Raw genomic sequence first — 23,834 nt, forward strand, 5'->3', positions numbered from 1 at the left:
TGAGAGGGGATAGAGAGATGTCACAGGATCATCATAGGGAAGAACTCCTTATCCTCAAGACCATTGCGGAAACACTCAACACTTCAAATGACCTGAAGCCGATGCTGCATCATGTGCTTGGCAAGTTGATGGAACTCACTGGACTTACTTCCAGCTGGATTTTTTTGAACGAAGATACAGAGTATGAGTTTGTGGCTGATTATAATCTTCCTCCAGGACTGACATACAATAATAAGGCGCCTATGTGTGGCAGTTCTTGTTGGTGTCTAAATTCTTATCGCAGTAAAAAACTGAAGGGTGCGGTGAACATTCTTGAATGCCAGCGCTTAGAGAAAGCAGTGGATCAGGGAGAAGGAGATACTTGGAACATCTCTCACCATGCGACAGTCCCACTGCGCTCGGGTCAGCGCTCATTCGGACTAATGAATGTAGCTGCCCCAGACAAAAATCATTTTAGCGAAGAAGAACTGGCTTTACTGGAAAGTGTTGCTCTCCAGATTGGCAGTACGATTGAGCGGACGAGATTATATGCGCTGGAGCAGCGTAGGGCAGAACGATTTGCGTCTGTTGGCGAACTAGTAAATCAGTTATCTGCCGTCATGGAGCAGCAGGTAGTTACTGAAGAAGAGGTCATCCACGCTGTGCTGGAACTGATTCATACTCATTTCGATTGGCCTTATGCAATCTGGCTCGAAGGGGAGAAAACAGAATTACTTCAGGCCTGTATACATAATAAAGGAATGACTCCGAAAGTGATTACACTTTCAATGCTTCCAGAGTCAGATAAAAAAAGCAGGGAAAACCGCTGTTTCCAAAGCCAAGATTCTTTTCAAATGATGAAACCCGAGGACGTGCCTGCTCCTTTGAGGACTTTGGCAGACATGGACACAGATATACAGAGTAACGTAACTTGGATCGCTTCCAAGGTGAGTACTTGTGCAAATAATGAAAACAATTATGCCCTCCTCATTGCTTCAACATCAAAAGAAACACTTCGGCCAGCAGATGGGGAGGCTCTTGATGCTCTATTGGATGCGGTAATGAGTGCAAGGGCGCGTGTATTTCTTGACGAACAGCGCAAAGAACTTGCAAGACTTGCCGAACGAAATCGTCTGGCTAGAGATCTGCATGATTCGGTTAATCAGATGTTGTTCTCCCTCTCGGTGACAGCAAAAGGGGTGGAACGATTGTTGCAAAATAATCAAAAAGAGGCCGCGCTACCCTACATTACAGATATGCAGCAGTTGTCCCAAGATGCACTTTCAGAGATGAGATCTCTTATTTTACAATTAAGACCTTCTGAGCTGAATAAAGGTATTGGTCTCGCATTAAAGTGCTATGGCGAAAATTTAGGTTTAAACATGATGTTACAGAATACACTACATGGCGTATTGACCGAAGATATGGAAGAGACCTTATTTAGAATTGGCCAGGAAGCTCTAAATAATGTAAGTAAACATGCAAATGCCATGTTGACGAAAATAAAGATATATAAGAAGGACGATAAAATTACGCTCATTATTGAAGATAATGGACAAGGAAGTAGACTCGAAGCAGGCGAGTTAGATCGGATTGCATGGAAAGGGTCCATAGGTCTTGCTTCTATGCGGGAACGGGCAGAAATGGCTGGAGGCGAACTCGTCTGGAGAAGTGAATCTGGAAAAGGAACGACGGTAACCGTGGTATTGCCACAGCATGTTTCTTTTATAAATTAAATAAATACCATCGCATTCGGTTGGAGGGAACCTATTGAGCATTAAAATTGTGATTACAGATGATCATGCCGTTGTTCGGAAAGGCTTGCAGCTGTTTCTTTCCACACATTCTGATCTTGAATTGATTGGAGAAGCGAGTAACGGGGCGGAAGCTATACGTATCGTAGAGGAGAAGAAGCCGGATATTATCTTGATGGATCTTCGTATGCCGGTGATGGATGGAATAGAGACGACCCGGCGTATTAAGAAAATAGATGAGAAAATCAAAGTCATCGTGATGACTTCCTATAACGATCAGGACCATGTACTTCCGGCAATTCGGGCTGGAGCGAAGGGTTATTTATTGAAAGATGCGGACCCCGGTGAAATTACGGAAGCCATTTATAAGGTCCATGCTGGCGAGGTCGTGCTTCATCCCGATGCAACGGGGCTGCTGGTGAATCATATTGCCGAGTCTCCGGGGCAAGGTAAGCTGTCATTAAATAGGGAAGGGAATGTTTCACCCGCAGAACCAACCGCTACTAAGGAACAACTTACGCCGCGAGAGGTGGATGTTCTCCGTTATCTTGCTAAAGGCAAGAGTAATAAAGAAATTGCAGAGGATCTTTTTATTACGGAAAAAACGGTCAAAACCCATGTCAGTCATATCTTAGATAAGCTTGGAGTTGGAGACCGAACAGGGGCTGCTATCTATGCGCTCACTCACGAAATGTTTGATAAACACCCTGGCAGGTAGGCTCAATCATAATCACAGTATGAATCGAGAATCCATCTAGAGAAGGTATCTTTGCTCCTTCTTATGTCGCAGTGGCTCAGTCTTTGGACTGAGCTTTTTTTGTACTTATTTTTCAGTCTCATAGCCGACGATGAAGGGCGTGACTGCAAGGTACAATGAATTTATCAAAAAACGAAGGAGCAATACAACATGAAATTTATCATTGTATCGGGCAGTAATCGCAAAGAAGCTACGAGCACCAAAGTAGGAAAATATATGACGACCTATATACAGCAAAAACGAAGTCACGCACAATTGTTTGATCTTTATCGTCTTCCACTTCCTTTGTATTCTCCTGATGAAGATACAGAACAGGATCAGAATATAACCCTTTTCAAAAAACAGCTTACAGAAGCGGATGGTATCGTACTCATTACCCCAGAGTACCACGGTAGCATAAGCGGTGTTTTGAAAAATGCACTCGATCATGTGTCTGCTCATCAATTTCATGATAAACCTGTGCTGTCTGTCAGTGTGGCAGGAGGTGCTGTCGGTATTAGTTCTCTTCAACAACTACAGGTTATCGTTAGGAATCTGCATGGACTGAACAGTCCGGAGTGGTTATCCATTGGAGGTTCGCAGCGGGAGTCCTTTGAATCTACAGATTTCTCTTATAGCACAGGGGAAGGTTCCGCGATAATAGACCGGATTCATCATGTGACGGATTATTTTATAAGCATGACGAAGCAGCTACGAAAGGAGAATGACTGATGATTAGAGGACTGTTTGAAACCCATTTGAACGTATCAGATCTGAAGCGATCCGCAGCATTTTACGAAGAGATCATCGGTCTTGAACTGGCCCATACGGATAGCCGAGGGGTCCGGTTTTACTGGATAGGAGGAAGAGGTACAGCCATGCTCGGCTTGTGGGAGAAAAAACCACATGAAATATACAGGCAGCATTTTGCCTTCGAGGTACCCCTTCCAAAGTTTACTGAGACTTTGACAGAGCTTTCTCAAAAAGGGTTACAGCTTGATAACTTTGTTAGTGATGGGACGGGAAGACCTTTTGTCTTTGGATGGATGCCTGCTGTATCCATGTATGCAGAAGATCCGGACGGACATTCCATCGAATGGTTATCCATGCTCCCGGGTGAGGCAAAGCCGGAGCTTGGAGTGATCCCATGGGAAGATTGGAAGGAAATGCACGACAGAGAGTCACAACCAGAAGGGAAAAGGGGATGGAGAATATGATTATTAATCCAGTCATTATGGAAGAACTTTCACTACATTTCAAAGCTGAACAATATAAGCTCTTAGAACGTAAGCCCGAACGAATAACAGTTCATGGTGGATTAGATCAAAGGTATTCATTAGTATGGCAATTAATCAAACGGTGGATAATAAAAGAATAATATAAAGAGCATATGTCCATTACATTTTTGGATGTGTGCTCTTTTTGTTTGTTCTCATTCAATTATAAGTTAACTCGATGGCAACTTCATATAGATATGAGAGAAAATCTATTGAAATTTTACAATATATGGTGTAAAGTAGGTGAAAATCCACTATATTCACTAACAAACTCACCATATACCTTTATATTAAACCTCTCTTTGTTAAATAACTTAACATATCCATAGTGTTTACAGCTTCCATAGTTGTTCAAGTACAGTTGAGATGAACTGCGTTTTTCATTTCTTGGTGCAGATATGTTCGGTTCCACTCTATTATCCAATACAACCTATAGTCATAGGGCATTCTCACATAACCTTATTTTTTATACCTATTTTTGAGTATTTGATTCGACCTTGGTTCAATAAAAAATGGATTTATTTCCGAATAAGGAGATTCTTCGTCTCCATTTAGTAAAGTGATGTCGGCCTGTTGGTCGTTCACATATTCTGCTATGTCATTTCCATTAGACTTCAACAGAAAATGAGGGGATCATCTTGAGTGAACCTGTGCTTCGCATTGAAAATCTGAAGACCGTATTCAGAACAAATCGCGGTGAAGTTCCTGCAGTAGATGGCATTGATCTTGCTTTGTATCCGGGAGAAGTAGTCGGACTTGTAGGAGAATCCGGTTGCGGGAAAAGCATGACCTCCCTGTCAGTACTTCGACTAGTTCCAAGTCCTCCAGGTGTCATTGCCGAAGGTTCCATCTATCTCAAGGGACAAGATCTTATACGTCTAACTGAAAAAGAAATGTGCCGCATTCGCGGAAAAACAATTTCGATGATTTTTCAAGAGCCCATGACTTCGTTAAACCCACTGTTCACCGTAGGTCAGCAGTTAGTGGAGACACTCCGCATCCATGAACCAATAAGCCGCAAAGACGCTAGGGAGAAAGCTGCCGAACTGCTTGCTGAAGTGGGAATACCCAGACCCGAAAAGGTAGTAAAACAGTATCCTCATGAGCTATCGGGAGGAATGCGACAACGGGTCATGATTGCCATGGCAATCTCCTGTGATCCAGAAGTATTGATTGCCGATGAACCAACAACGGCGCTGGATGTAACGATCCAGGCTCAGATCCTTGACCTAATTCGAGAAAGAAATAAGCGTTGCGGTACTTCGGTCCTGATGATTACCCATGATCTTGGTGTCGTTGCAGAAATGTGCGATCGGATCGCTGTCATGTACGCGGGAAAAGTAGTGGAGCAGGGAACCGTAAAGGACATATTCCGGAGCCCACAGCATCCATATACCCAAGGGTTGATTCGTTCTATACCAAGGCTTGAAGGGTCCAGAGAACGGCTTTATTCTATCCCGGGTCAAGTGCCAGTGATGAACAACCTAATGACAGGTTGCCGGTTTGCCACTCGTTGTCCCTATGTAATGAATCGATGCAGGGAAGAACTACCGGAACTGACCGAACGGAATCCTAGGCATTACAGCCGCTGCTGGCTAGAGGAGCTGCCACAGGAGGACGCGATATGACGGAGCCGCTGCTGACTGTATCTGGACTGAAGAAATATTACGAGGTTCGTAAAGGAATATGGGATCGGTTTCGGAGGAAAGAAGAAATTGTAAAAGCGGTTGATGATATTTCCTTTTCCGTCTATTCAGGGGAAACGTTCGGACTTGTCGGGGAAAGTGGATGTGGTAAATCCACGACGGGTCGTGCTTTACTCAGGCTGATCGAGCCAAGCGCGGGACAAATTCATTTTGATGGCGTTGAACTAACGGGTCTAGGTGAGGAAGATCTTCGCAAGAAACGAAGAGATATGCAGATTGTGTTCCAAGATCCCTACTCTTCGCTGGATCCCAGACATTCGGTAGGTCAAATTCTAGAGGAGCCGCTGAAGGTTCACCGAATGGGGGAGGCTGCGGCGCGTAAAGCACGTGTGGAGGAACTGATGGATGTCGTTGGACTGAGTTATGCTCACATCCGAAGGTACCCGCACCAATTCTCGGGAGGGCAACGTCAACGAATTGGAATTGCGAGAGCGCTTGCACTCCAGCCGAAGCTAATGCTTCTCGACGAGCCTGTGTCGGCACTGGATGTTTCCATTCAATCCCAGGTGGTCAATCTGCTACAAGATTTGCAGGAACAATTCGGTCTTACTTATATTTTTATCGCGCATGATTTAAGCGTAGTCAAACATATATGTGACCGTGTTGCAGTTATGTACCTCGGACGTATTGTGGAGCTCGCAGACAAAAACTCACTTTTTGGAAATCCACAGCATCCTTACACGCAGGCTTTGCTCTCTTCCGTTCCTGATGCGGACCCATTCGTGAAAAAAGAACGATTGGTGCTCACCGGAGAGGTTCCAAGTCCTTCTAATGCACCGGCGGGATGTGCTTTTCACACGCGTTGTCCGCATGTGATGCGTGTGTGTCATGAAGTACGACCAGCGCTCACGGAGCGGGGGAATGGACATTTTTCAGCTTGTCATTTATATGATCAGAACTAGAGATTTGAATGTCAAAGGTTATCCTGCTTAATCAATTAGTACATATCTTAGGGGGAATGAAAGAGATGAAGAAAAGACGTTATCATCGATTCTTGGGACTCATGCTTGCCGCCGTGGTCGTACTTGCAGGCTGTAATGGCGGAGGTGGAAGTACAGCTGAACCAGGAGGAGCGACAGAACCAGGAGAAAGCACTACACCTGCACCTGGAGTTCAAACGGAACTCGTGATGGGGCGAGGTGGTGATTCCGTTGCTCTCGATCCCGCGATTGTAACGGATGGAGAATCTCTGAAAATTACGCAGCAGGTATTTGATACGCTGATTGATTACAAGGAAGGGACAACCGAAGTGGAAGGGGAACTTGCAGAGAGCTGGGAAGTTTCACCAGACGGACTGAAATACGTGTTTAAACTTCGTCCGGGCGTGAAATTCCACGATGGAACGGATTTAGATGCAGAGGCCGTTGTATTTAATTTTACGCGTTGGAGTGATCCAACAAGCGAGTTTAAATTTGAAGGCGACTCCTTTGATTATTATGATTCCATGTTCGGCCCCGATGGCAGCCGTGTCATTAAGGAAGTAAAAGCGATTGATGAAGCAACGGTTGAATTTACCCTTAATAATCCTCAGGCGCCGTTCTTGCAAAATATTGCAATGCCTTCATTCGGAATTGCGAGTCCAGCTGCCATTCAGGAAAAGAAGGAAACCTTTAAAAGTGAACCCGTGGGTACGGGTCCATTTGTATTCAAGGAGTGGAAACGTAGTGATTCCATTACCCTGGACAAAAATGTTTCTTATTGGAAAGAAGGATATCCCAAACTTGAGCGAGTCATAGTTCGTTCCATCCCTGACAATACGGCGAGATTCAATGCACTGCAAAATGGCGAGATCGATCTGATGGAAGACCTGAGTCCCGATCATCTCTCAACGCTCGAAAGCAATTCAGAACTGCAAAAAATCGAGCGCCCTCCTTTTAATCTAGCTTATATCGGTTTTAACTTAAAGAAACAACCTTTTGACAATCCAAAGGTCCGAATTGCTCTTAACCATGCGGTGAACAAACAAGGTATTATCGATGCTTTTTTTGCTGGACAAGCTGTACCCGCAGTGAATCCGATGCCGCCAACGTTATGGGGATATAACGATAAGATTGCGGACTATGAATATGATCTAGAGAAAGCGAAACAATTGCTTGCCGAAGCCGGATATCCAGACGGTCTGCCAGGAGAATACACTTTCTATGCAATGCCAGTTTCACGTCCGTACATGCCAGACGGCAAAAAAGTAGCTGAAGTTATTCAGGCGGATTTCGAAAAAATTGGGGTGAAAGTCAATATTGAATCACCGGAATGGGCGACTTATTTGGAGGATGTACAGGCGGGAGAGAAAGATGATATCTACATGCTCGGCTGGACTGGAGACAACGGGGACCCCGATAATTTTATCTACACATTGCTCGATAAAGATGCGATTCCAAGCAATAACTACAGTTATTATGCGAATGAAGAACTTCATACCATTCTGGTTGAAGCCCAGCAAGAAACAGATCAGGATAAGCGTTCTGACCTCTACATGAAAGCACAAGAGATCATCAAAGCCGATGCGCCTTGGGTTCCCCTTGTGCATACCACACCACTCTTAGCTGCCAAAGCGAATCTAAAAGGATATGTACCTGCACCAACAGGCAGTGAATCGTATGAATCTATTTATTTTGAATAAGTAAAGGATCGTTAGTCCATGAAAAAGAGTTACAGGCCGCACAATGCTGCGGCTTGTTCTACTTCTATAGCAGGCAAGTGAATAAAGAAATCTGGTTCAACAATCCACATAAGCGGGTGATCACGATCGGTACATATATAACCAAAAGATTGTTGGTTCTCATTCCCGTATTACTTGGAATGACGATTATTGTATTCTCCATCATCCATGCAATACCTGGTGATCCTGCGGAGACGATTCTTGGACAAAAAGCGACAGAAGCGTCGAAGCAGGCGTTACGGGATCAGCTTGGACTGGAAAAACCTTGGTTACAGCAGTATATGAACTATCTAGGTGAGTTGCTACGAGGGGACCTCGGTGAATCGATACGAACCAAGATTCCTATTGCCCAGGAAATCGTCCCCTATTTATCTGCAACACTGGAGCTTACGCTCGCAAGCATGATTTTTGCAGTCGTAGTTGGAGTGAATGCAGGGATTATTAGTGCGTGGCGTCATAATTCTTGGTTCGATTATATCTGTATGGTAATTGCTCTGGTTGGAGTATCAATGCCTATCTTCTGGCTTGGGTTAATGGAACAATGGCTCTTTGCCAATGAACTGAAATGGCTGCCGTCCAGTGGACGGATGAACGTCAGAGATCCAGTTGAAACGGTCACGGGTCTTTACGTTATTGATGCGATGATGTCTGGAAGAATGGATCAGCTGTGGACAGTTATCAAACATCTTATTTTGCCGAGTATTGCTCTAGGTACCGTCCCAATGGCGGTTATTGCGCGAATGACTCGTTCGAGCATGCTCGAGGTCATGAGCGCAGATTATATAAGGACAGCTCGTGCCAAAGGAATGCGGCAGTTTTTTGTGGTATACAAGCATGCGCTTAAAAATGCATTTATCCCCGTGCTTACTGTGATTGGACTGCAAATGGGGATGCTGCTGGGTGGTGCGGTGCTAACTGAAACGATTTTTGCATGGCCCGGAGTGGGGCGATACATCTTCGAAGCCATTAGTTCACGTGACTACCCTGTCATTCAGTCCGGCATTCTGATCGTGGCTTTTATTTACATTATGATCAACCTTGTTGTAGATCTGCTGTATGCAGCGATTGATCCGCGGATTCAATATAAATAGGGGGCTGTGAGGATATGGGACAAGTGAGTCTGGGCAGCGGCAGGGCAGGAAATGACCCTCAGGAGGTATCCGGTCCATGGCGTGAGGCGTTTCGGGATATTCGTCGTCATAAGCTGGCGATGGCAGGACTGATTATTCTTTTGTTTTTTATTCTGATCGCTGTCTTCGCACCATTATTAACAACGTACGATTATAAGGAGCAGGTGCTGGCGGATCGGCTTAAGGCCCCTTCTGCAGAGCATTGGTTTGGTACGGATGATCTCGGAAGAGATATTTTTACAAGGGTGATATACGGAACACGTATTTCGCTCTGGGTAGGCTTCTCATCGGTGATAGGTTCCATTGTGGTTGGCACAGCACTCGGCATTCTGGCAGGCTATTATGGGAAGTGGCTGGATATGATCATTTCTCGGTTTTTTGATATTTTGCTGGCCTTTCCAGGAATATTACTGGCAATTGCGATCGTTGCCATATTAGGACCTTCGCTATTCAATGCACTTGTAGCGATTGCGATCGTCAATATTCCTACTTATGGGCGAATTGTGCGCTCCCGAGTATTGTCTTTGAAACAAGAAGAGTATATAACAGCAGCCAAATCCATAGGGATGAAAAATGGACGAATTCTCATCAGCCATGTACTTCCGAATTGCATGACTCCAATCATTGTGCAGGGGACGTTAGGGATTGGCACTGGAATCCTTGAAGCGGCTGCACTCGGATTTCTTGGTATGGGTGCACAGCCCCCAAGTCCGGAATGGGGAAAGATGTTATCTGATTCAAGGCAATATATCCAGACCGCACCGTGGACACTCATTTTTCCAGGGGTATCTATTATGCTGACCGTACTTGGTTTTAATCTGCTTGGGGATGGAATGCGTGATATCCTTGATCCAAAAATGAAAAAATAAAGTAGGGCAATGGATTCCAGAGTGTACGTAAGGAAGATAAACCGCTTTCCAATAAGGAGAGCGGTTTTTGCACTATCCTTTTTATTCTTTAGAAGAATACGGATCTGTATATTGTAATGAAATGCTGTCTATTCAAATAAAAAGGGTTAACAATAATAATATCCATGAAAATTTTCTGTAAGGGATGGACGAGGACACACGATTTCAGTAAAGTGGGTAAAAAGAAATAAGAGACAAAGTGGAACGGATGGGTGTGTTCCGATGAAAAGGAGCATCATGTTTTCTTAAAGATAACGGAGGAATCATATATGGATAAATTACGAGAACATAGACAATATGCAGAACTAGATAAAGTAGATGGCTCACGGGCGACATATGAACGCGACTATTCCCGTTTAATTCACTCGCCTACCTTCCGCCGTTTGCAAGGGAAATCGCAGGTGTTCGGAGCGGGGACAGGTGACTACTACCGGACAAGACTTACTCATTCCTTGGAAGTTGCGCAGATTGCACGGGAAGCTGCCCGAAGTCTATTGCGAAAATATCCAGAAGCAGAACTTGCGAAGGCGGATAATCCAGGGCTTGTCATTGATCCAGAAGTGGTAGAATGTGCATCCATTGCCCATGATTTTGGTCATCCTCCATTTGGTCATAAAGGAGAGGAAGTACTCGATAGTATTTTGACGAATCTGGTTCAAGAAAAAGCACAGTCCATTGTGGACTTAAATAAAACGGGCAAGGCTTCACCAAGCCAAGTCCAGAAAGTTACGGAGTCCATGCGGCGGAAATATGAGCATTTTGAAGGGAATGCCCATAATTTTCGGCTCATGATGTTTCTAGAAAAACGGGAAAATCTAGATGGTTTAAATCTATCTGATGCTGTGTTGCTAGGAGTCAATAAGTACCCTTATGCGGGTACGGAGAACAAGAAAGGGATGTACCAACACGAATGGCAATATATTAGCCAAATTCGCAGCGAGTGGAAAATTCCGAAAGGTCAAAAAACACTGGAAGCCCAGCTGATGGACCTTTGTGATGATATTGCTTACTCAGCCCATGACCTTGAAGATGGAATCAAGGCAGGGAAAATTGAAGTCCACGAACATTTTTTGCATGATCCGCATATAAAAAGGCTCATCGTAGACAAAATCATGACATTGGAAGATGCTTTCTGGATGGGGTGGACACAGGAATCCATCGAACCGAAAGTGGAAGAGGTACTGAACAGTTTCCTGAAAATTTGGGAAGAAAAGCTTCCGGGTTGTGACACTGATTTTTCTCGTACTCGCAGGGAAGTGAAGGCCTATTGGGTGAGTCTATTTGTTAGTTCTTTAGGGATCATTAACACGGGAGATTGGAAGAAAGTGACCTTTGTGAAGGAAGGCAAAGAAGATCTTGATATGCTGCGTACGGTAAGTGTACTGAAAAGTTTCGCATGGGTAACGATGATCAAAGATCTCAGAGTCCAGCGCCTGCAAAGAAGAAGTGAGTGGATTCTTCGCCGTTTATGGTATGCTTTTAACGATCCGGTTACCTCAAAGGCCATTATTCCTTCCGACTGGTTACAGCGGTATGAGAAGGACCAAGCTCGGCCGAGTCCAATCTGGACTTGGGAGCATATGATTATTGACTACATTGCAGGAATGACGGATGCGTTCGCAGAGAAAATTTACAACGAATTGTATGGTCTAAAAGTGGGTTCAATCTATGATCTCGATTAATCTGCAATAAAAATACTATTCATAGAGATATACTTGGTGTATATTGGTTACAACCTCCATTTATTGAAGAGGTAAGGAAAAAATTGAATATCGTGGAAACAGGTGCCCGGCTGATTCGCAGCCGTGCTTAAAAGGGAAGTCCGGTGAAATACCGGCGCGGTCCCGCCACTGTAACAGAGATTAGCTTGCAACATGCCACTGGTTGATGAGAATGAACTGGGAAGGCGCATAGCTTATCGAATATCTCTGGAGCCAGGAGACCTGCCTGTTTTGACAACACTGCTGTACCTACGGGAGATAGGGAGGTGTTTAGATGGCTGCCGCGTTGATGAAGAACAAGGGGCGTCTTTACCCTACGTAAAGTAAGGGAACAGCTTTATTTTCATGCTATAGATGACGATGAATCGTCTACTCTTTGCATTGGAGATCTTGCAGTTCCCAGAGGTAAAGACGTCCCTTTTTGTCGTTCGTAACCAAACGAGATGAAATAAGTTATTCATACTATAGCCATATGGAGGTTAGGAAATGAGTCAATGGATCAGTAGTAATTTGGGGTACCCGAGAATCGGTGCTAATCGTGAGTGGAAAAAGGCGTTAGAAGCTTTTTGGGCAGGTAAAGTGAGCGAACAAGATTTTCTTACAGAGTTAAAAGGAATTCGTCTGCGTCATTTACGTCTTCAGCAAGAAAAGGGGATCGATCTTATCCCTGTAGGCGATTTTTCACTTTATGATCATGTACTAGATACGAGCACCATGTTTGGTATTGTTCCTGATCGATATGATTATGAGAGCGGACCGGTTTCACTGAGTACTTATTATGCTATGGCCCGCGGGAATGATCAGGCAGCTGCCTCCGAAATGACTAAATGGTTTAACACAAACTATCATTATATTGTTCCAGAGCTGGCAGGAGCAAATCCGGTACTAACCGTAAATCGTCCGCTTGTAGCTTATTTAGAAGCGAAGCAAGAGCTTGGCATTGAAGGCAAACCGGTTATTATTGGCCTATATACTTTCTTAAAATTATCTAAGGGGTATTCTCCTTCTGAACTACCTTCCCTTGTGGAACGTTTCCTGCCGGTATATCGCGAATTGCTTTCGGAACTCCAGCAGGCAGGAGTAAAGTGGGTACAAGTAGACGAGCCGGTTCTCGTTACTGATATCCCTGCTGAAGACTGGAAACTGGTTGAGGCGATTTATGAAGATCTACACCAAGCAGCACCTGAGCTTAAGATCCTATTGCAGACCTATTTTGAAGCAGCTGAAGAGTATGAAAAAGTAACCAAGCTGCCTGTTCAAGGAATTGGGCTGGATCTGGTTCATGGCGGTGAAGCTAACCTTGCACAGATTCGTAAATATGGTTTCCCGCAAGATAAGGTACTCGCAGCAGGACTTATCGACGGGCGGAATATTTGGAGAAGTGACTTGCTTGGAAGAATTCATGTCATAAAAGAACTCACTGCGTTTGTCTCACCAGATCGACTGATCATTCAACCATCCAGCAGCTTGCTCCATACCCCTGTATCTCTTGCGAAAGAAGATGCACTACTGCCGGTACTGCGGAACTCGTTAGCGTTTGCTGATGAGAAGCTGGATGAAATTAAGTTGCTTGTCGAGTTAGCAGGAGAAGATATCAATGTCATTCATCAGCAATTGGCTGAGAATACGAAGGCACTTTCCGAACTGAACACTTCTGTATTCCGTAGTAACTTTACAGTAAGAGAAGCGCTAGAAAACGTAAATGATTCGTCATTTAAAAGAAAGTCGGATTTTTCGGCAAGACATGCAGCACAACAGCAAAAATTCCAATTACCACTTCTTCCAACAACAACGATTGGCAGTTTCCCGCAAACCGCTGAAGTACGTAAGGCAAGAAGACAATGGAGAAACGGACAACTTACGGATCAGCAGTATGAGACTTTTGTTGATGAACAGACGAAAGAATGGATCGACATTCAGGAAGAACTTGGCCTAGACGTGCTGGTTCATGGAGAGTTTGAACGGACAGATATGGTCGAATTCTTTGGTGAAAAGTTAGGCGGATTTGCTTTTACCCAAGGAGGCTGGGTTCAATCCTACGGTTCACGTTGTGTGAAACCGCCGATTATTTTCGGGGATGTTGTGTACCAGGAACCAATGACACTGAGAGAAACCGTGTATGCGCAATCCCTTACAAGTAAACCGGTAAAAGGAATGTTGACTGGACCGGTAACCATTTTGAACTGGTCATTTGTACGCACGGATATCCCACGCAGCGAAGTTGCATATCAGATTGGACTTGCTCTGCGGAAGGAAGTAGAGGCGCTAGAGTCGGCAGGAATTGAAATGATTCAGGTGGATGAACCAGCACTTCGTGAAGGGTTGCCGCTGAAATCAGCTGACCATGAATCATACCTAACAGATTCAGTGAAAGCATTTAAACTATCAACATCATCGGTAAAAGATACAACGCAAATCCATACGCACATGTGTTATTGTGAATTCCATGATGTCATTGAGTCCATAGAAGCGATGGATGCTGACGTGATCTCTCTTGAAACATCCCGAAGTCATGGGGAACTGATCGAGAACTTTAAGACTCAAACCTATGACAAGGGGATTGGTCTTGGTGTCTATGATATTCATAGTCCGCGGGTTCCTTCCGTCAACGAGATGAAGGAAGTTGTCGTATCTGCACTGGAAGTGCTTGATCCGGAACTTTTCTGGATTAACCCAGACTGCGGTCTCAAAACAAGAGGAAAAGAAGAAACAGTAGCAGCTTTGCGCAATATGGTGGCAGCAGCTGGAGAAGCGCGAAACAGTATTAAAGTACCGTCCTTATAATTAACCTGGCCGTTCTCGTCTCACCTTAAGGTGGGGCAGACGGCTTTTTTATATATCTAAGGTAAACTTCTTCATCAGAGGCAGGTCATTGATTTTGTAGAAAAGAGGTTGATATACTGATGAGATCATAATCCTTCATTAAAGTGGAATGATGATAGAAGAATATGGATAAGGCAGGAGTTGTATTTATATGAACCAAGGAGGTTCTAAACATATCGAACTCGGAATTCTTGATCTGGTTCCAAGTCTCATGGGAGTTTCAGCAGAGGAGGCATTGCGCCAGTCTGTTCAGCTGGCGATACAAGGGGAAAAATGGGGGTATCAGCGATACTGGACCTCAGAGCATCATAATCTTCCAGGTACAGAATCAGCGAGTCCAGAAGTACTGTTATCCCATATAGGTGCCAAAACAGAACGAATCAAATTAGGGTCGGGAGCCGTGTTGTTGCCTTACCATCACCCGATTCGAGTCGCAGAACATTATCATATGTTAGCCGCGCTCTATCCAGGTCGTATTGAACTTGGCATCGGACGTGCTCCAGGGGGATCGGCACATTTATCGATGGCTCTTGCCGGTAACTATTTGGAGAAAGTTGTGCAGTATCCCGAGCTCATTAAACAACTTCAAGATTTACTTCACTCGAGATACAGCTTTGATGGTGAACCCATTCTAGCGAAACCAGTACCCGAAACACCGCCCAGTCTATGGCTGCTAGGTACCAATGTGAAAAGTGCAGAATATGCTGCGAAGTTTGGAACGGGTTATGTATTCGGTCAGTTTATGAGTGAACAGAATGGACTTGATATATTGCAAAAATACCGGGAACAGTTTGTCCCTTCGGAAAATCTTGCCGAGCCAAAGGCAAGCATTGCCGTAAATGTCATCTGTGCATCTTCGGCAGACGAAGCCCATTCCTGGAAAGAGGAGGCACTCATCCTGCATCGGAAATTAACAGGCGGGATTACAGAAGTACCTTCATATTCCTCCATTATCGGACACCCAAAAGAGGTCAAGCAAGAGCTACTTGAGCTTGTAAATACAACAGGATGTAACCAGATATTAATTTCTACACGTGTGGCTTCCTATGAACAACGACTCTTGTCTTACCGTCTATTAGCTGAAGAATTCAACAAAGCGTAATGAATCTTCACTCTTTTCCAATGTGCGGGTGGCTCGGAATCTATAAATGTACTTTTGCTATATAGCAAAATATGAAGGAGTACATAGAATAGAGTAACAAGGAAAGGAGTGAAGATCATGCCGACCTTTGATAGTATAAACGTGACAGGTGACGCTGTAATTAACGGGGACCTTCAAGTGCTTGGAGGGACTACTTTACAAGATGTGAACTCGCAAAACCAAACGGTTCAGCAACATCTAAATGTGAATGGTAATGAAACTGTTTCTGGCGATATGTCAGTAAACGGAAGTGCCACAGTTATGAATAACTTGGGAGCAGGACTTAATTTAAGCGCAAATAATAACGTTGTCGCCGGATCGCAACTCATGAGTTCCAGGATTGCCACCCGTCAGCGCTGTTCTTAATGTTGTGAAATTCTACAATTCAACGAATAGCGGGCAGCCAGGTGTGGTGCTGAAAGGGACAGATGGGAACGATTATGTTCTTTTCATTGATGTGTCTTCGGGTACGCCTACCATTGGGATTCAACTCATGTAATGTTCAATGTTTTATGCACAAACGTTAGTACATTTTCTTTTTATGCTGCAATGCCGCTAGCTTTTGTTCCTCATGACGCATAACCGCCTTCTGAACGGCCTCCAAATAAGAGAAGTGGTGTATCTTATCCGGCTCCAGGTAAGTCCCTTCGGCCCATTCATTCCAAGCATTGATAAACAAAAAATCAGACTGATAAATCGTAGCAGCACGGTGCATCTGTTTCGTTAAATATAAACTGAATTTCTCGGGAGTGGACCCGATACAGCTTTGTCCTCGGACCCCAAGCCGAGGGGTATTGTCCCAGTTAACATATGCGCCTGGAAATATGGTTTCCCCGCTTCGATGAGGAGATCGTTGTAGAATCATCTCCCAGGCTCCGTCATAGTCAAATACGAGATGGTCCCCATCTTTCGTGTGGATACGGCTCCATAGATTCGGGCTGTGTCCATGAGCAAATGTGTAATGAGGTTCAAACTCAATACTTGCTTCAAAGCCATGTTGTGGGGGGATTTCAAATCCCCCTAATGTTCGCGCAAAATAGACACCATCAAGCCCATTGCTTATGGCAAGTTGATTCCAGAGCTGAAGCATCTCTTCACAGCGAGGAATATTACCTGGACGATAGATCACAAATAAAGGCTTGTTCTGTATTCGGATATATCTCGGGTCCTTGAACGCATGCAGTAATTCATTAAAATGTTCTTCCCAGTCGTGCTCATCACCATAGTCTTGAGGCATTAATATATCTTTCTCACCGCCATCCCACTTCCGGGTCCACGGCTCATTTGCCCAGGAGAGACAGAAAGGGAAGTCCGGTTCCCCTGATCCCAGCACAGCTTGAAATGGTTTTTCGAGCAGTCGTTTTCCCTTAAACCAGTAGTGATAATAACAGAAGCCATAAATGCCGTGAGATCTAGCAGCATCGGCTTGCCACTTCCTTACAGAAGCGTCCATCAAGTTATAATACAAATCCTTTAAAGGTTCTTTGGGTTGCTTATGCTTTCGATATAAAGGTTTATTTTTGCGAGTATTGGTCCATTCCGTGAATCCTTCTCCCCACCAGGTATCGTTTTCTTCGATTTGATGGAATTGAGGAAGGAAAAAAGCAATGAGTTTCATACGAAGGAGGATCTCCTTTCCTCTAGTGCAGATGTAAGAATATCATTTGTGAAATCCATCATGAGATGAAAAAAAGAGTAATTGTACATACTTCGAGTAAGGGCACCTGAGGCAATCCTTCTTTTTTCTTCCGGATGTGCTTTATAGTGTGCGAGATGTGCGCCGAGGTCTCCTGGGTTCTGAAAAGAGATGCAATCATCTCCTGGGCTCATATAACGATGTAGATCCATATGCTCTTCTGCAATCAAGAAACCTCCGCAAGCTGCAATGGTAAACCGGTGACACTGGTCTTTTCTCCAGCTCACGATCATATCGGCTCCATTGAATAGCTGTGCAAGTTCGTGCTCGGACGTTTGCTGCCAAGCTTCGACTCCCGGTACCTCATCCCAGTTCTCGCCTAGCGCGAGTATTCGTCCATGCTGGATTTGAGTGCGAATGATATCTAGATACGGCACTAAACGATCCGTATAATCCCCGAGAAGTATGAGATCGGACTGCAAATGAAGGGGAACTGTTGCTGGAGAAAACAGATCAGGATCTGCACCAAAAGGCAGGTAGATGATCTGTGAGGATAAATGGCTCTGATACGTTGCGATATGCTCTGAATTCTGAGTAATGACAAGATCCCACATCGAAGATTCACATGGTATATCAGTTGATAGGGAGAGCGGTTCATGGACATCATTCAGCCACAGAACCGCCTTCAGTCCTTTCCAGGGAAGAACGTCTTTGGGAAAAGGAAGAGTTGGCTTGTTACCGATCATAAGAAGTACATCAGGTTGATATAAAGATAGGGATTCTAATAGATTATCGTCTATCTTCATTGTGATGATCTCTTTAAAAAGCATGCGTAAGCAATGTCTGAAATGGACCTCTGTTGATGGTTCCCATGCTTTATCCATTTCGCATAGCAGCATAACTCTCTTTTGCTTGGCATCTCTAATTGTAATGGATCGTTCACTGGGGGATAGGGTCTGTTCGTTACGATGATTTAGAACTTGGTCTGATGCAGGGAACGCATGTGGAAAAGAAATGACCTCAGACGAAGTGTTTCGCTTCGTTATTTTTAGTTTTGGTGTAACTGTACGTTTCGTTCGTGAAGCGGCAGTTGCTTTTTTTTGTGAGGAAGATGTCGCTTTTTCACTTTTTTTCATGGCTCTATTCGTTCCTTTTATAATCTCATTTTAAGGTAGTTTATGATGGCCAGTAACTTTGTTTCATGATATAGACCCATGTTACATGAATTCGGGCTTCTTTTAGGTAAAAAGTACTGTGTGAAATATCACATTTCGTTCTCCTTTCACCGAAAAAGAAAATAGAAGTTATATTATTGGATGTTTCGGTAGGGGGAGAACTATTGTTTAAGATAAAAACGATTGGTCAGCGAATTACATTAGTGATGGGTTTCTTATTATTTTATGTCATTATTATCGGTATCGTTTCAATCGTACAAATGAATGCCATGGAAAAAAATACGAAGTATATTACTAGGAATGCGATGCCTGCCATAAACCAATTAAGTGAAATGGCATATACATCCGAGCATATCCAAGGACTGAGCTACAGCTATTATTTGGCAGAAGATGAGACAAGGAAAAAAGAGATTGAAGAGGAGCGAGTCCAGTTCATTCGTCGTCTCACTACGGCTAAGCAGACCTTTGAATCGTTGATTACGGGGGAACAGACGCGGGAGCATTATAATTCGTTTTCTGCAGAATGGGAAGCCTACAGTAAATTGAATACGAAAGCTAAAGAGAAAAGTGATGATAATAATCCGGAACTAGCCTATGAAGTCATAATTAAATCAGAGACAGCTTTCCGTAAAATGCAAAATGAGTTAACTGCCTTGGCTACTTCCAGTCAACAGGAAGCAGCTATTTCAACGACTGAGCTGGAAAGAAGCTCTTTTTGGGCAAAATTGATCCTGATTATTGGCATATCATTTATTGTGATGGCTACTTTTGTTAGTAACATCGCATTGGTCCGTCAGCTGGTGAGACCGATCAAGGAAATTGAGAATAACGTCAAAGCCATCGCAGATGGCGATCTAACCGTAGATGATATCCACCGAAAGAAAGAGGACGAGCTCACGCTGCTTGGTAAAGGAATTAATCAGATGAAAGCAAATTTGGTGGGGATTGTACAACAGATACAGGGCTCATCTCAGCTTGTAGAAAATCATAGTGCGGAGCTTGCCATTACGTCAGAGGAAGTGAAGATGGGAAGCCAGCAGATCGCAATGTCGATGGAGGAATCAGCGAAGGCGACGGAAAGTCAGGCAGAAACTGCTGCTTCCGCTGCGAGAAACGTAGAGATGCTGAATGAACATATCGAGAATCATGCTTCCAAAGGGGAGCAACTGAAAGGCATGTCCGAACTTGTTCTGGTACAAGGGACCCGAGGGAAAGAGATTATGCAAAGGTCCATTGAACAAATGAATCAGATTGCAAGCCGTGTATCGTTCTCTATGAATCAAGTGAATCATCTCGATAAGAGTAACGAGAATATATATGAACTTGTCCATGTCATTCGAGAGATTGCGAGACAAACCAATCTTTTATCTCTTAATGCATCAATAGAAGCGGCCAGAGCCGGTGAACATGGGCGCGGGTTTGCTGTCGTAGCTGAAGAAGTAAGATCTTTATCGGATGCAGTGCAGCAGACAGTAGGTCAGATTAATGAGTTAACGACTCAAATCCAGCAAGATACGAGATCTGTTGTGGAGTCCTTGGAGAGTGGCGTACAGGAAACCGCTCGCGGAACAATTCAAATGGAAGAGGTTAATGACGCTTTTGAACATATTACGTCATCGGTGTATCAGATGGTTGCTGTCATTAATGAAGTCTCCGCAGGACTTAGGGGGATGCAGGAACTAAGCGGAGAGATGAATGATTTCAGCCAGCAAATTTCGGCTATTTCACAGCAGTCAGCAGCGAGTGTAGAGGAAGTATCCGCTTCAGCTGAGCAACAAGTAGGATCACTTGAAGTTGTTGCAGACCGGATATTAAAGCTCAAAACATTGTCAGAGGATCTGCTCGCTTCCATCTCTCAGCTTCGGGTATAATGTAACCATGTAACCACGAGATGAGAAGGGATCTGCTGTTATTGATGAATACGAGCAAAATGAATACAACTACAAATACATTTTTATATACATTTGCCTGTCACGAGAGTGAACAGGCTCTTTGTCTTCTGGAGCTGAAACGACTACTTGGAATGGATGAAGCAGGAGCTAGCCATTTTTATGTAACGAATCGCTGTATAGATCCTTCACGCAGTCCTTTTCTTAAGATGAGACTTGATATATTGCTTATGTCTTCTACCTTGGATGAGTTATTAGAGCAGACAGGATCTATTCAACTAAAGGAGGAGCAGTCCTTTAAAGTGCTGTACCTCAAAGAAGGCAAGTCTTATACGTATGAGGAACAGAGAAAGCTAGAGCGTACGGTAGGCATCCGTATTCAAGGCACAGCAAAAATGAAAAACCCCGACATCACGTTAGGTCTTATCCATATCGATTCAGGATGGGTACTTGGTGTATGCCACGAAGCTGGTCATGTCTGGCTAGAGCACAAAAATAAGCCGAACAATTATTCAACAGGGCTTAGTTCCCGAGTCGCTAGGGCTCTCGTTAATATTGCCGCTCCCGAACCATCCGGAGTGAGTATCATAGATCCTTGTTGCGGGATGGGCAACGTGTTAATTGAGGCTCTATCCATGGGAATACCCATTCACGGTAATGACATCAATCCACTGGCGGTACAAGGAGCTCGTGTGAATCTACGGCATTATGGATATGACGATACGCTGGTTACGCTCGGAGATATGACAAATCTTGAAGTAAAAGCAGATCGTGCCATTTTAGATTTACCCTATAATGTGTGCTCTGTATTGCCGGTAGAAGAACAGTTAAAGCTGCTGACTCATCTTGGGAAGCTTGCAGATGAAGCAGTCATCGTAAGCACAGAACCCATAGGTGAACAACTGGAGCAGACGGGATGGGAAGTTCGGGATCATGTGACAACATCAAAAGGTTCTTTTGTTCGGGAGATATGGCACTGTAAGCGGAGATCAGATCGTGCGATGAACGAATTAGGAGACTGATGATTTATAAAAACAAATATAAACTTAAAAACCCGCTTCAAGAGAAGTTCTTGAGCGGGTTTTTGTATGACTAGTAAGAACGACTGTAGTCTACCAGATTACGAGGCAATGTCTCGTTTTTTACGTATGCTGTAAGGTTCTCTATAAAAATCTCAAATGCACGTTCATTATAATAAGGGGTGCTTCCTGCAACATGAGGGGTAATAAGTACATTGTCCATAGCCCATAGCGGATGGTCGCTTGGCAGTGGTTCTTCTTCAAATACATCAAGTGCAGCTGAAGCGATCTGCTTCTCTTGCAGTGCATGTAATAGCGCTGAGGTATCTACGGTAGCACCGCGACCAACGTTTAGGAAGCAAGATCCTTTTTTCATCGCTGCAAAAGTCTTTTTGTTGAACAAATGACGGGTATCATCCGTTAATGGGAGGATGTTCACAACATAATCGCCCTCAGACAATACTTCTTCAAGTCCATCCATGGAAACCATCTTCCTTACATGCGGCGCTTCTTTTCCTGACCTGCGAACACCAATGACATTCATGCCGAAAGCTTCTGCTAGCTTAGCTGTAGCCGTACCAATCTCACCTACGCCGACGATCACAATCGTTTTGCCGGAAAGTTCGCTCATCGTATCGTCTTTGGCATCCCAATTACTCTTCGATTGATTGATGGCTGCTATCTTCAAATTACGGGACAAGGAGAGCATCATGCCAAGTATCATCTCAGAGATCGGAATTGCATGAATACCACTTGTATTCGTGAGTGAAATATTACGTTCCTTGAATTTGTCCTGAGGAAGGTAGTCGACTCCAGCAGACCAGGTCTGAACCCATTTTAATTTGCTGTCTGGATGCAGCATTTCATCTGCATGACCTTTACTTTTGGACCATCCAACCAAGATCTCTGCTTCTCGCAGGAGGGAGGGATCAAGCTCCTTTGCTTTGCCTATAGTTAGGGTGTAATTAGGTGCAATATCTTGGATACGCTTTTGTTCTGTCTCCGTAAAAGAATGCAAGCTTACAATTTTGCTCATTCGCGTTAGATCCTCCTCGCTTAGAATAGTTACAGTGTAGCAGATGATCAGGCAGAGGGGCAATGTGACTCGAATGATATGGGTTTAATCCCTACTTATAGAGAAACATTTATAATAGAAGAAACACGTCTTTTTGAAGGGGAGGGGGACTGTTCACAACAGCGAATAGATTCATATGTGCTCCGGTCTGGTTTGTCTTTAAAGAGTAACATCTCATTAGACGCAACTTACTTTCGAGTTTATTTCATTTTGTATAAGTAATAACTGGCACATGCGAGCCTATTATATAGTAGTAAAAAAATTTTAACGTTAGGAAAAATGAAAATTAACGTTATATGTTAGGTATATTTATCCAAAGCTGATATCAAGAGAAATTACTTCTATTACCACTATTTACAGGTCGGGATTTCATTTCAACGGACCTGTTTTTCGCCATTAAATTGAACGCAACTGATTTGGATTTCACATGTTGTTATGGAAAAAAAATCCGATTCGAAATCATTAGTACCTGGTACTAGTATCAGGATATTACTATTATAATTTGGTTAAAATTGGGTAAGTATATAACAAATAAAGATAACAAGAAATGGGGCGCCCAAATGACAAGTACTTCTCATAGAAAGGCTCGAGTATTCACAGCTATAACTTTGCCAGAACATGCAAAAAAGGAAATACAGAAATGGATCCAGTTACATAAAAACAAACTTCCGTTTCGTAATTTTACGCATAGGGAAGATTATCATATTACACTTCAATTTCTGGGAGATACTGAGGTTAGCGAAATACCAAAACTATGTGATGCACTTCGCGGAGCAGCTACTCAGTTGCAGGCCTTTCCGCTAGGTATAGGGGAACCGGGAATATTTGGATCTTCAACACATCCTAGGGTTTTATGGAGAGGTGTTGAAGGAGAGCTGGATCAGCTATCTACTCTTTTTGAGTATATTGTTAAATCGACTCTACCATTAGGGTATATTCCTGAAGATCGACCTTATCGTCCGCATATTACGGTAGCGCGTAAATTTGATGAATCCCAGAAGATGACTTGGAATTTAGATGAAATTATGAGTCATGAGACACTGGATACATGGCTTGTTGAAGGTTTTGTTTTATATCAGACCTACCCGGGTCAAAAACCGATGTACAAGGTCATCGAGAACTTTGATTTTTAAGCATCATTTTGTAAGTAAAAGTGTTTGGATCTTTATATGGATTTATTATCCTTAATTTTATAAAGTATCCAAT

21 protein-coding genes and 1 riboswitch are annotated in these 23,834 nt (G+C 43.7%); of the genes, 18 read left to right on the forward strand and 3 right to left on the reverse strand.

Annotation, left to right across the window (positions count from 1 at the left end; genetic code table 11):
* Nucleotides 1-17: 17 nt before the first annotated feature.
* The 15 genes from KFT32_RS10070 to KFT32_RS10140 all read left to right on the forward strand — a co-directional run bounded on the left by KFT32_RS10070 (nt 18) and on the right by KFT32_RS10140 (nt 16,333).
* Nucleotides 18-1,715 carry a GAF domain-containing sensor histidine kinase gene (locus tag KFT32_RS10070; protein WP_211747045.1) on the forward strand — a complete coding sequence of 566 codons (1,698 nt, stop codon included), beginning with the start codon at nt 18-20 and terminating at the stop codon, nt 1,713-1,715.
* A gap of 34 nt (nt 1,716-1,749) precedes the next feature.
* Nucleotides 1,750-2,451, forward strand: a complete 702-nt coding sequence (locus tag KFT32_RS10075) for a response regulator (protein WP_249435787.1) — start codon at nt 1,750-1,752, stop codon at nt 2,449-2,451.
* 189 nt (nt 2,452-2,640) lie between these two features.
* Nucleotides 2,641-3,201, forward strand: a complete 561-nt coding sequence (locus KFT32_RS10080) for an NADPH-dependent FMN reductase (protein WP_211747046.1) — start codon at nt 2,641-2,643, stop codon at nt 3,199-3,201.
* A complete protein-coding gene (locus KFT32_RS10085; protein ID WP_211747047.1) occupies nt 3,201-3,686 on the forward strand; it encodes a VOC family protein in 486 nt (161 codons plus the stop codon). Before KFT32_RS10080 ends, KFT32_RS10085 begins: the two co-directional genes overlap by 1 nt.
* Complete coding sequence (locus tag KFT32_RS10090) at nt 3,683-3,847, forward strand: hypothetical protein (RefSeq protein ID WP_211747048.1); 165 nt, start codon at nt 3,683-3,685, stop codon at nt 3,845-3,847. Before KFT32_RS10085 ends, KFT32_RS10090 begins: the two co-directional genes overlap by 4 nt.
* 537 nt (nt 3,848-4,384) lie before the next feature.
* Nucleotides 4,385-5,374 (forward strand): ABC transporter ATP-binding protein, encoded by a 990-nt coding sequence (locus tag KFT32_RS10095; protein ID WP_211747049.1) that lies wholly within the window; start codon nt 4,385-4,387, stop codon nt 5,372-5,374.
* Nucleotides 5,371-6,354: an ABC transporter ATP-binding protein gene (locus KFT32_RS10100; RefSeq protein ID WP_211747050.1), complete on the forward strand. Its 984-nt coding sequence runs from the start codon at nt 5,371-5,373 to the stop codon at nt 6,352-6,354. Before KFT32_RS10095 ends, KFT32_RS10100 begins: the two co-directional genes overlap by 4 nt.
* A gap of 65 nt (nt 6,355-6,419) precedes the next feature.
* Complete coding sequence (locus tag KFT32_RS10105; protein ID WP_211747051.1) at nt 6,420-8,072, forward strand: ABC transporter substrate-binding protein; 1,653 nt, start codon at nt 6,420-6,422, stop codon at nt 8,070-8,072.
* A 125-nt stretch (nt 8,073-8,197) separates the two neighbouring features.
* Nucleotides 8,198-9,202 (forward strand): ABC transporter permease, encoded by a 1,005-nt coding sequence (locus KFT32_RS10110; RefSeq protein ID WP_211747091.1) that lies wholly within the window; start codon nt 8,198-8,200, stop codon nt 9,200-9,202.
* Nucleotides 9,203-9,216: 14 nt separating this feature from the next.
* Complete coding sequence (gene nikC, locus KFT32_RS10115) at nt 9,217-10,110, forward strand: nickel transporter permease (RefSeq protein WP_211747052.1); 894 nt, start codon at nt 9,217-9,219, stop codon at nt 10,108-10,110.
* Nucleotides 10,111-10,418: 308 nt separating this feature from the next.
* A complete protein-coding gene (locus KFT32_RS10120) occupies nt 10,419-11,831 on the forward strand; it encodes a deoxyguanosinetriphosphate triphosphohydrolase family protein (RefSeq protein WP_211747053.1) in 1,413 nt (470 codons plus the stop codon).
* An 83-nt stretch (nt 11,832-11,914) separates the two neighbouring features.
* Nucleotides 11,915-12,114, forward strand: a riboswitch (cobalamin riboswitch).
* A gap of 242 nt (nt 12,115-12,356) precedes the next feature.
* Nucleotides 12,357-14,654: a 5-methyltetrahydropteroyltriglutamate--homocysteine S-methyltransferase gene (metE, locus tag KFT32_RS10125; protein ID WP_211747054.1), complete on the forward strand. Its 2,298-nt coding sequence runs from the start codon at nt 12,357-12,359 to the stop codon at nt 14,652-14,654.
* A gap of 190 nt (nt 14,655-14,844) precedes the next feature.
* The gene (locus KFT32_RS10130) at nt 14,845-15,795 is read left to right on the forward strand and encodes an MsnO8 family LLM class oxidoreductase (protein ID WP_211747055.1); all 951 of its coding nucleotides are present in this window, start codon (nt 14,845-14,847) and stop codon (nt 15,793-15,795) included.
* Between the two features lie 117 nt (nt 15,796-15,912).
* On the forward strand, nt 15,913-16,200 hold the full coding sequence (locus tag KFT32_RS10135) for a hypothetical protein (RefSeq protein ID WP_211747056.1): 288 nt from the start codon (nt 15,913-15,915) through the stop codon (nt 16,198-16,200).
* On the forward strand, nt 16,175-16,333 hold the full coding sequence (locus tag KFT32_RS10140) for a hypothetical protein (RefSeq protein ID WP_211747057.1): 159 nt from the start codon (nt 16,175-16,177) through the stop codon (nt 16,331-16,333). Before KFT32_RS10135 ends, KFT32_RS10140 begins: the two co-directional genes overlap by 26 nt.
* Before the next feature lie 24 nt (nt 16,334-16,357).
* Here the strand turns inward: KFT32_RS10140 and KFT32_RS10145 are convergent, their stop codons facing one another.
* Nucleotides 16,358-17,452 (reverse strand): glycosyltransferase WbsX family protein, encoded by a 1,095-nt coding sequence (locus KFT32_RS10145; RefSeq protein WP_211747058.1) that lies wholly within the window; start codon nt 17,450-17,452, stop codon nt 16,358-16,360.
* On the reverse strand, nt 17,449-18,606 hold the full coding sequence (locus KFT32_RS10150) for a glycosyltransferase family protein (protein WP_211747059.1): 1,158 nt from the start codon (nt 18,604-18,606) through the stop codon (nt 17,449-17,451). The genes KFT32_RS10145 and KFT32_RS10150 overlap by 4 nt, the downstream gene beginning before the upstream one ends.
* 203 nt (nt 18,607-18,809) lie before the next feature.
* Between KFT32_RS10150 and KFT32_RS10155 the strand changes: the two genes are divergently transcribed.
* Nucleotides 18,810-20,516 (forward strand): HAMP domain-containing methyl-accepting chemotaxis protein, encoded by a 1,707-nt coding sequence (locus tag KFT32_RS10155; protein WP_211747060.1) that lies wholly within the window; start codon nt 18,810-18,812, stop codon nt 20,514-20,516.
* A 44-nt stretch (nt 20,517-20,560) separates the two neighbouring features.
* Nucleotides 20,561-21,556 (forward strand): TRM11 family SAM-dependent methyltransferase, encoded by a 996-nt coding sequence (locus KFT32_RS10160; RefSeq protein ID WP_211747061.1) that lies wholly within the window; start codon nt 20,561-20,563, stop codon nt 21,554-21,556.
* Between the two features lie 70 nt (nt 21,557-21,626).
* On the opposite strand, the gene KFT32_RS10165 is transcribed toward KFT32_RS10160, so the two are convergent.
* Entirely contained in the window at nt 21,627-22,589 is a 963-nt protein-coding gene (locus tag KFT32_RS10165; RefSeq protein WP_211747062.1) for a D-2-hydroxyacid dehydrogenase, read from the reverse strand.
* Between the two features lie 599 nt (nt 22,590-23,188).
* Between KFT32_RS10165 and thpR the strand changes: the two genes are divergently transcribed.
* A complete protein-coding gene (thpR, locus tag KFT32_RS10170) occupies nt 23,189-23,761 on the forward strand; it encodes an RNA 2',3'-cyclic phosphodiesterase (protein ID WP_211747063.1) in 573 nt (190 codons plus the stop codon).
* The last annotated feature ends 73 nt before the right edge of the window (nt 23,762-23,834 follow it).

The sequence above is a fragment of the Paenibacillus sp. Marseille-Q4541 genome, from assembly GCF_018310695.1.
GTDB lineage: Bacteria > Bacillota > Bacilli > Paenibacillales > Paenibacillaceae > Paenibacillus.

Bases quoted from the DNA above. Each gene is read 5' to 3' on its own strand.
- KFT32_RS10070 (WP_211747045.1), top strand. From the start codon at position 18: ATGTCACAGGATCATCATAGGGAAGAACTCCTTATCCTCAAGACCATT.
- KFT32_RS10080 (WP_211747046.1), top strand. From the start codon at position 2,641: ATGAAATTTATCATTGTATCGGGCAGTAATCGCAAAGAAGCTACGAGC.
- KFT32_RS10085 (WP_211747047.1), top strand. From the start codon at position 3,201: ATGATTAGAGGACTGTTTGAAACCCATTTGAACGTATCAGATCTGAAG.
- KFT32_RS10090 (WP_211747048.1), top strand. From the start codon at position 3,683: ATGATTATTAATCCAGTCATTATGGAAGAACTTTCACTACATTTCAAA.
- KFT32_RS10100 (WP_211747050.1), top strand. From the start codon at position 5,371: ATGACGGAGCCGCTGCTGACTGTATCTGGACTGAAGAAATATTACGAG.
- KFT32_RS10105 (WP_211747051.1), top strand. From the start codon at position 6,420: ATGAAGAAAAGACGTTATCATCGATTCTTGGGACTCATGCTTGCCGCC.
- nikC (WP_211747052.1), top strand. From the start codon at position 9,217: ATGGGACAAGTGAGTCTGGGCAGCGGCAGGGCAGGAAATGACCCTCAG.
- KFT32_RS10120 (WP_211747053.1), top strand. From the start codon at position 10,419: ATGGATAAATTACGAGAACATAGACAATATGCAGAACTAGATAAAGTA.
- metE (WP_211747054.1), top strand. From the start codon at position 12,357: ATGAGTCAATGGATCAGTAGTAATTTGGGGTACCCGAGAATCGGTGCT.
- KFT32_RS10130 (WP_211747055.1), top strand. From the start codon at position 14,845: ATGAACCAAGGAGGTTCTAAACATATCGAACTCGGAATTCTTGATCTG.
- KFT32_RS10135 (WP_211747056.1), top strand. From the start codon at position 15,913: ATGCCGACCTTTGATAGTATAAACGTGACAGGTGACGCTGTAATTAAC.
- KFT32_RS10145 (WP_211747058.1), bottom strand. From the start codon at position 17,452: ATGAAACTCATTGCTTTTTTCCTTCCTCAATTCCATCAAATCGAAGAA.
- KFT32_RS10150 (WP_211747059.1), bottom strand. From the start codon at position 18,606: ATGAAAAAAAGTGAAAAAGCGACATCTTCCTCACAAAAAAAAGCAACT.
- KFT32_RS10160 (WP_211747061.1), top strand. From the start codon at position 20,561: ATGAATACGAGCAAAATGAATACAACTACAAATACATTTTTATATACA.
- KFT32_RS10165 (WP_211747062.1), bottom strand. From the start codon at position 22,589: ATGAGCAAAATTGTAAGCTTGCATTCTTTTACGGAGACAGAACAAAAG.
- thpR (WP_211747063.1), top strand. From the start codon at position 23,189: ATGACAAGTACTTCTCATAGAAAGGCTCGAGTATTCACAGCTATAACT.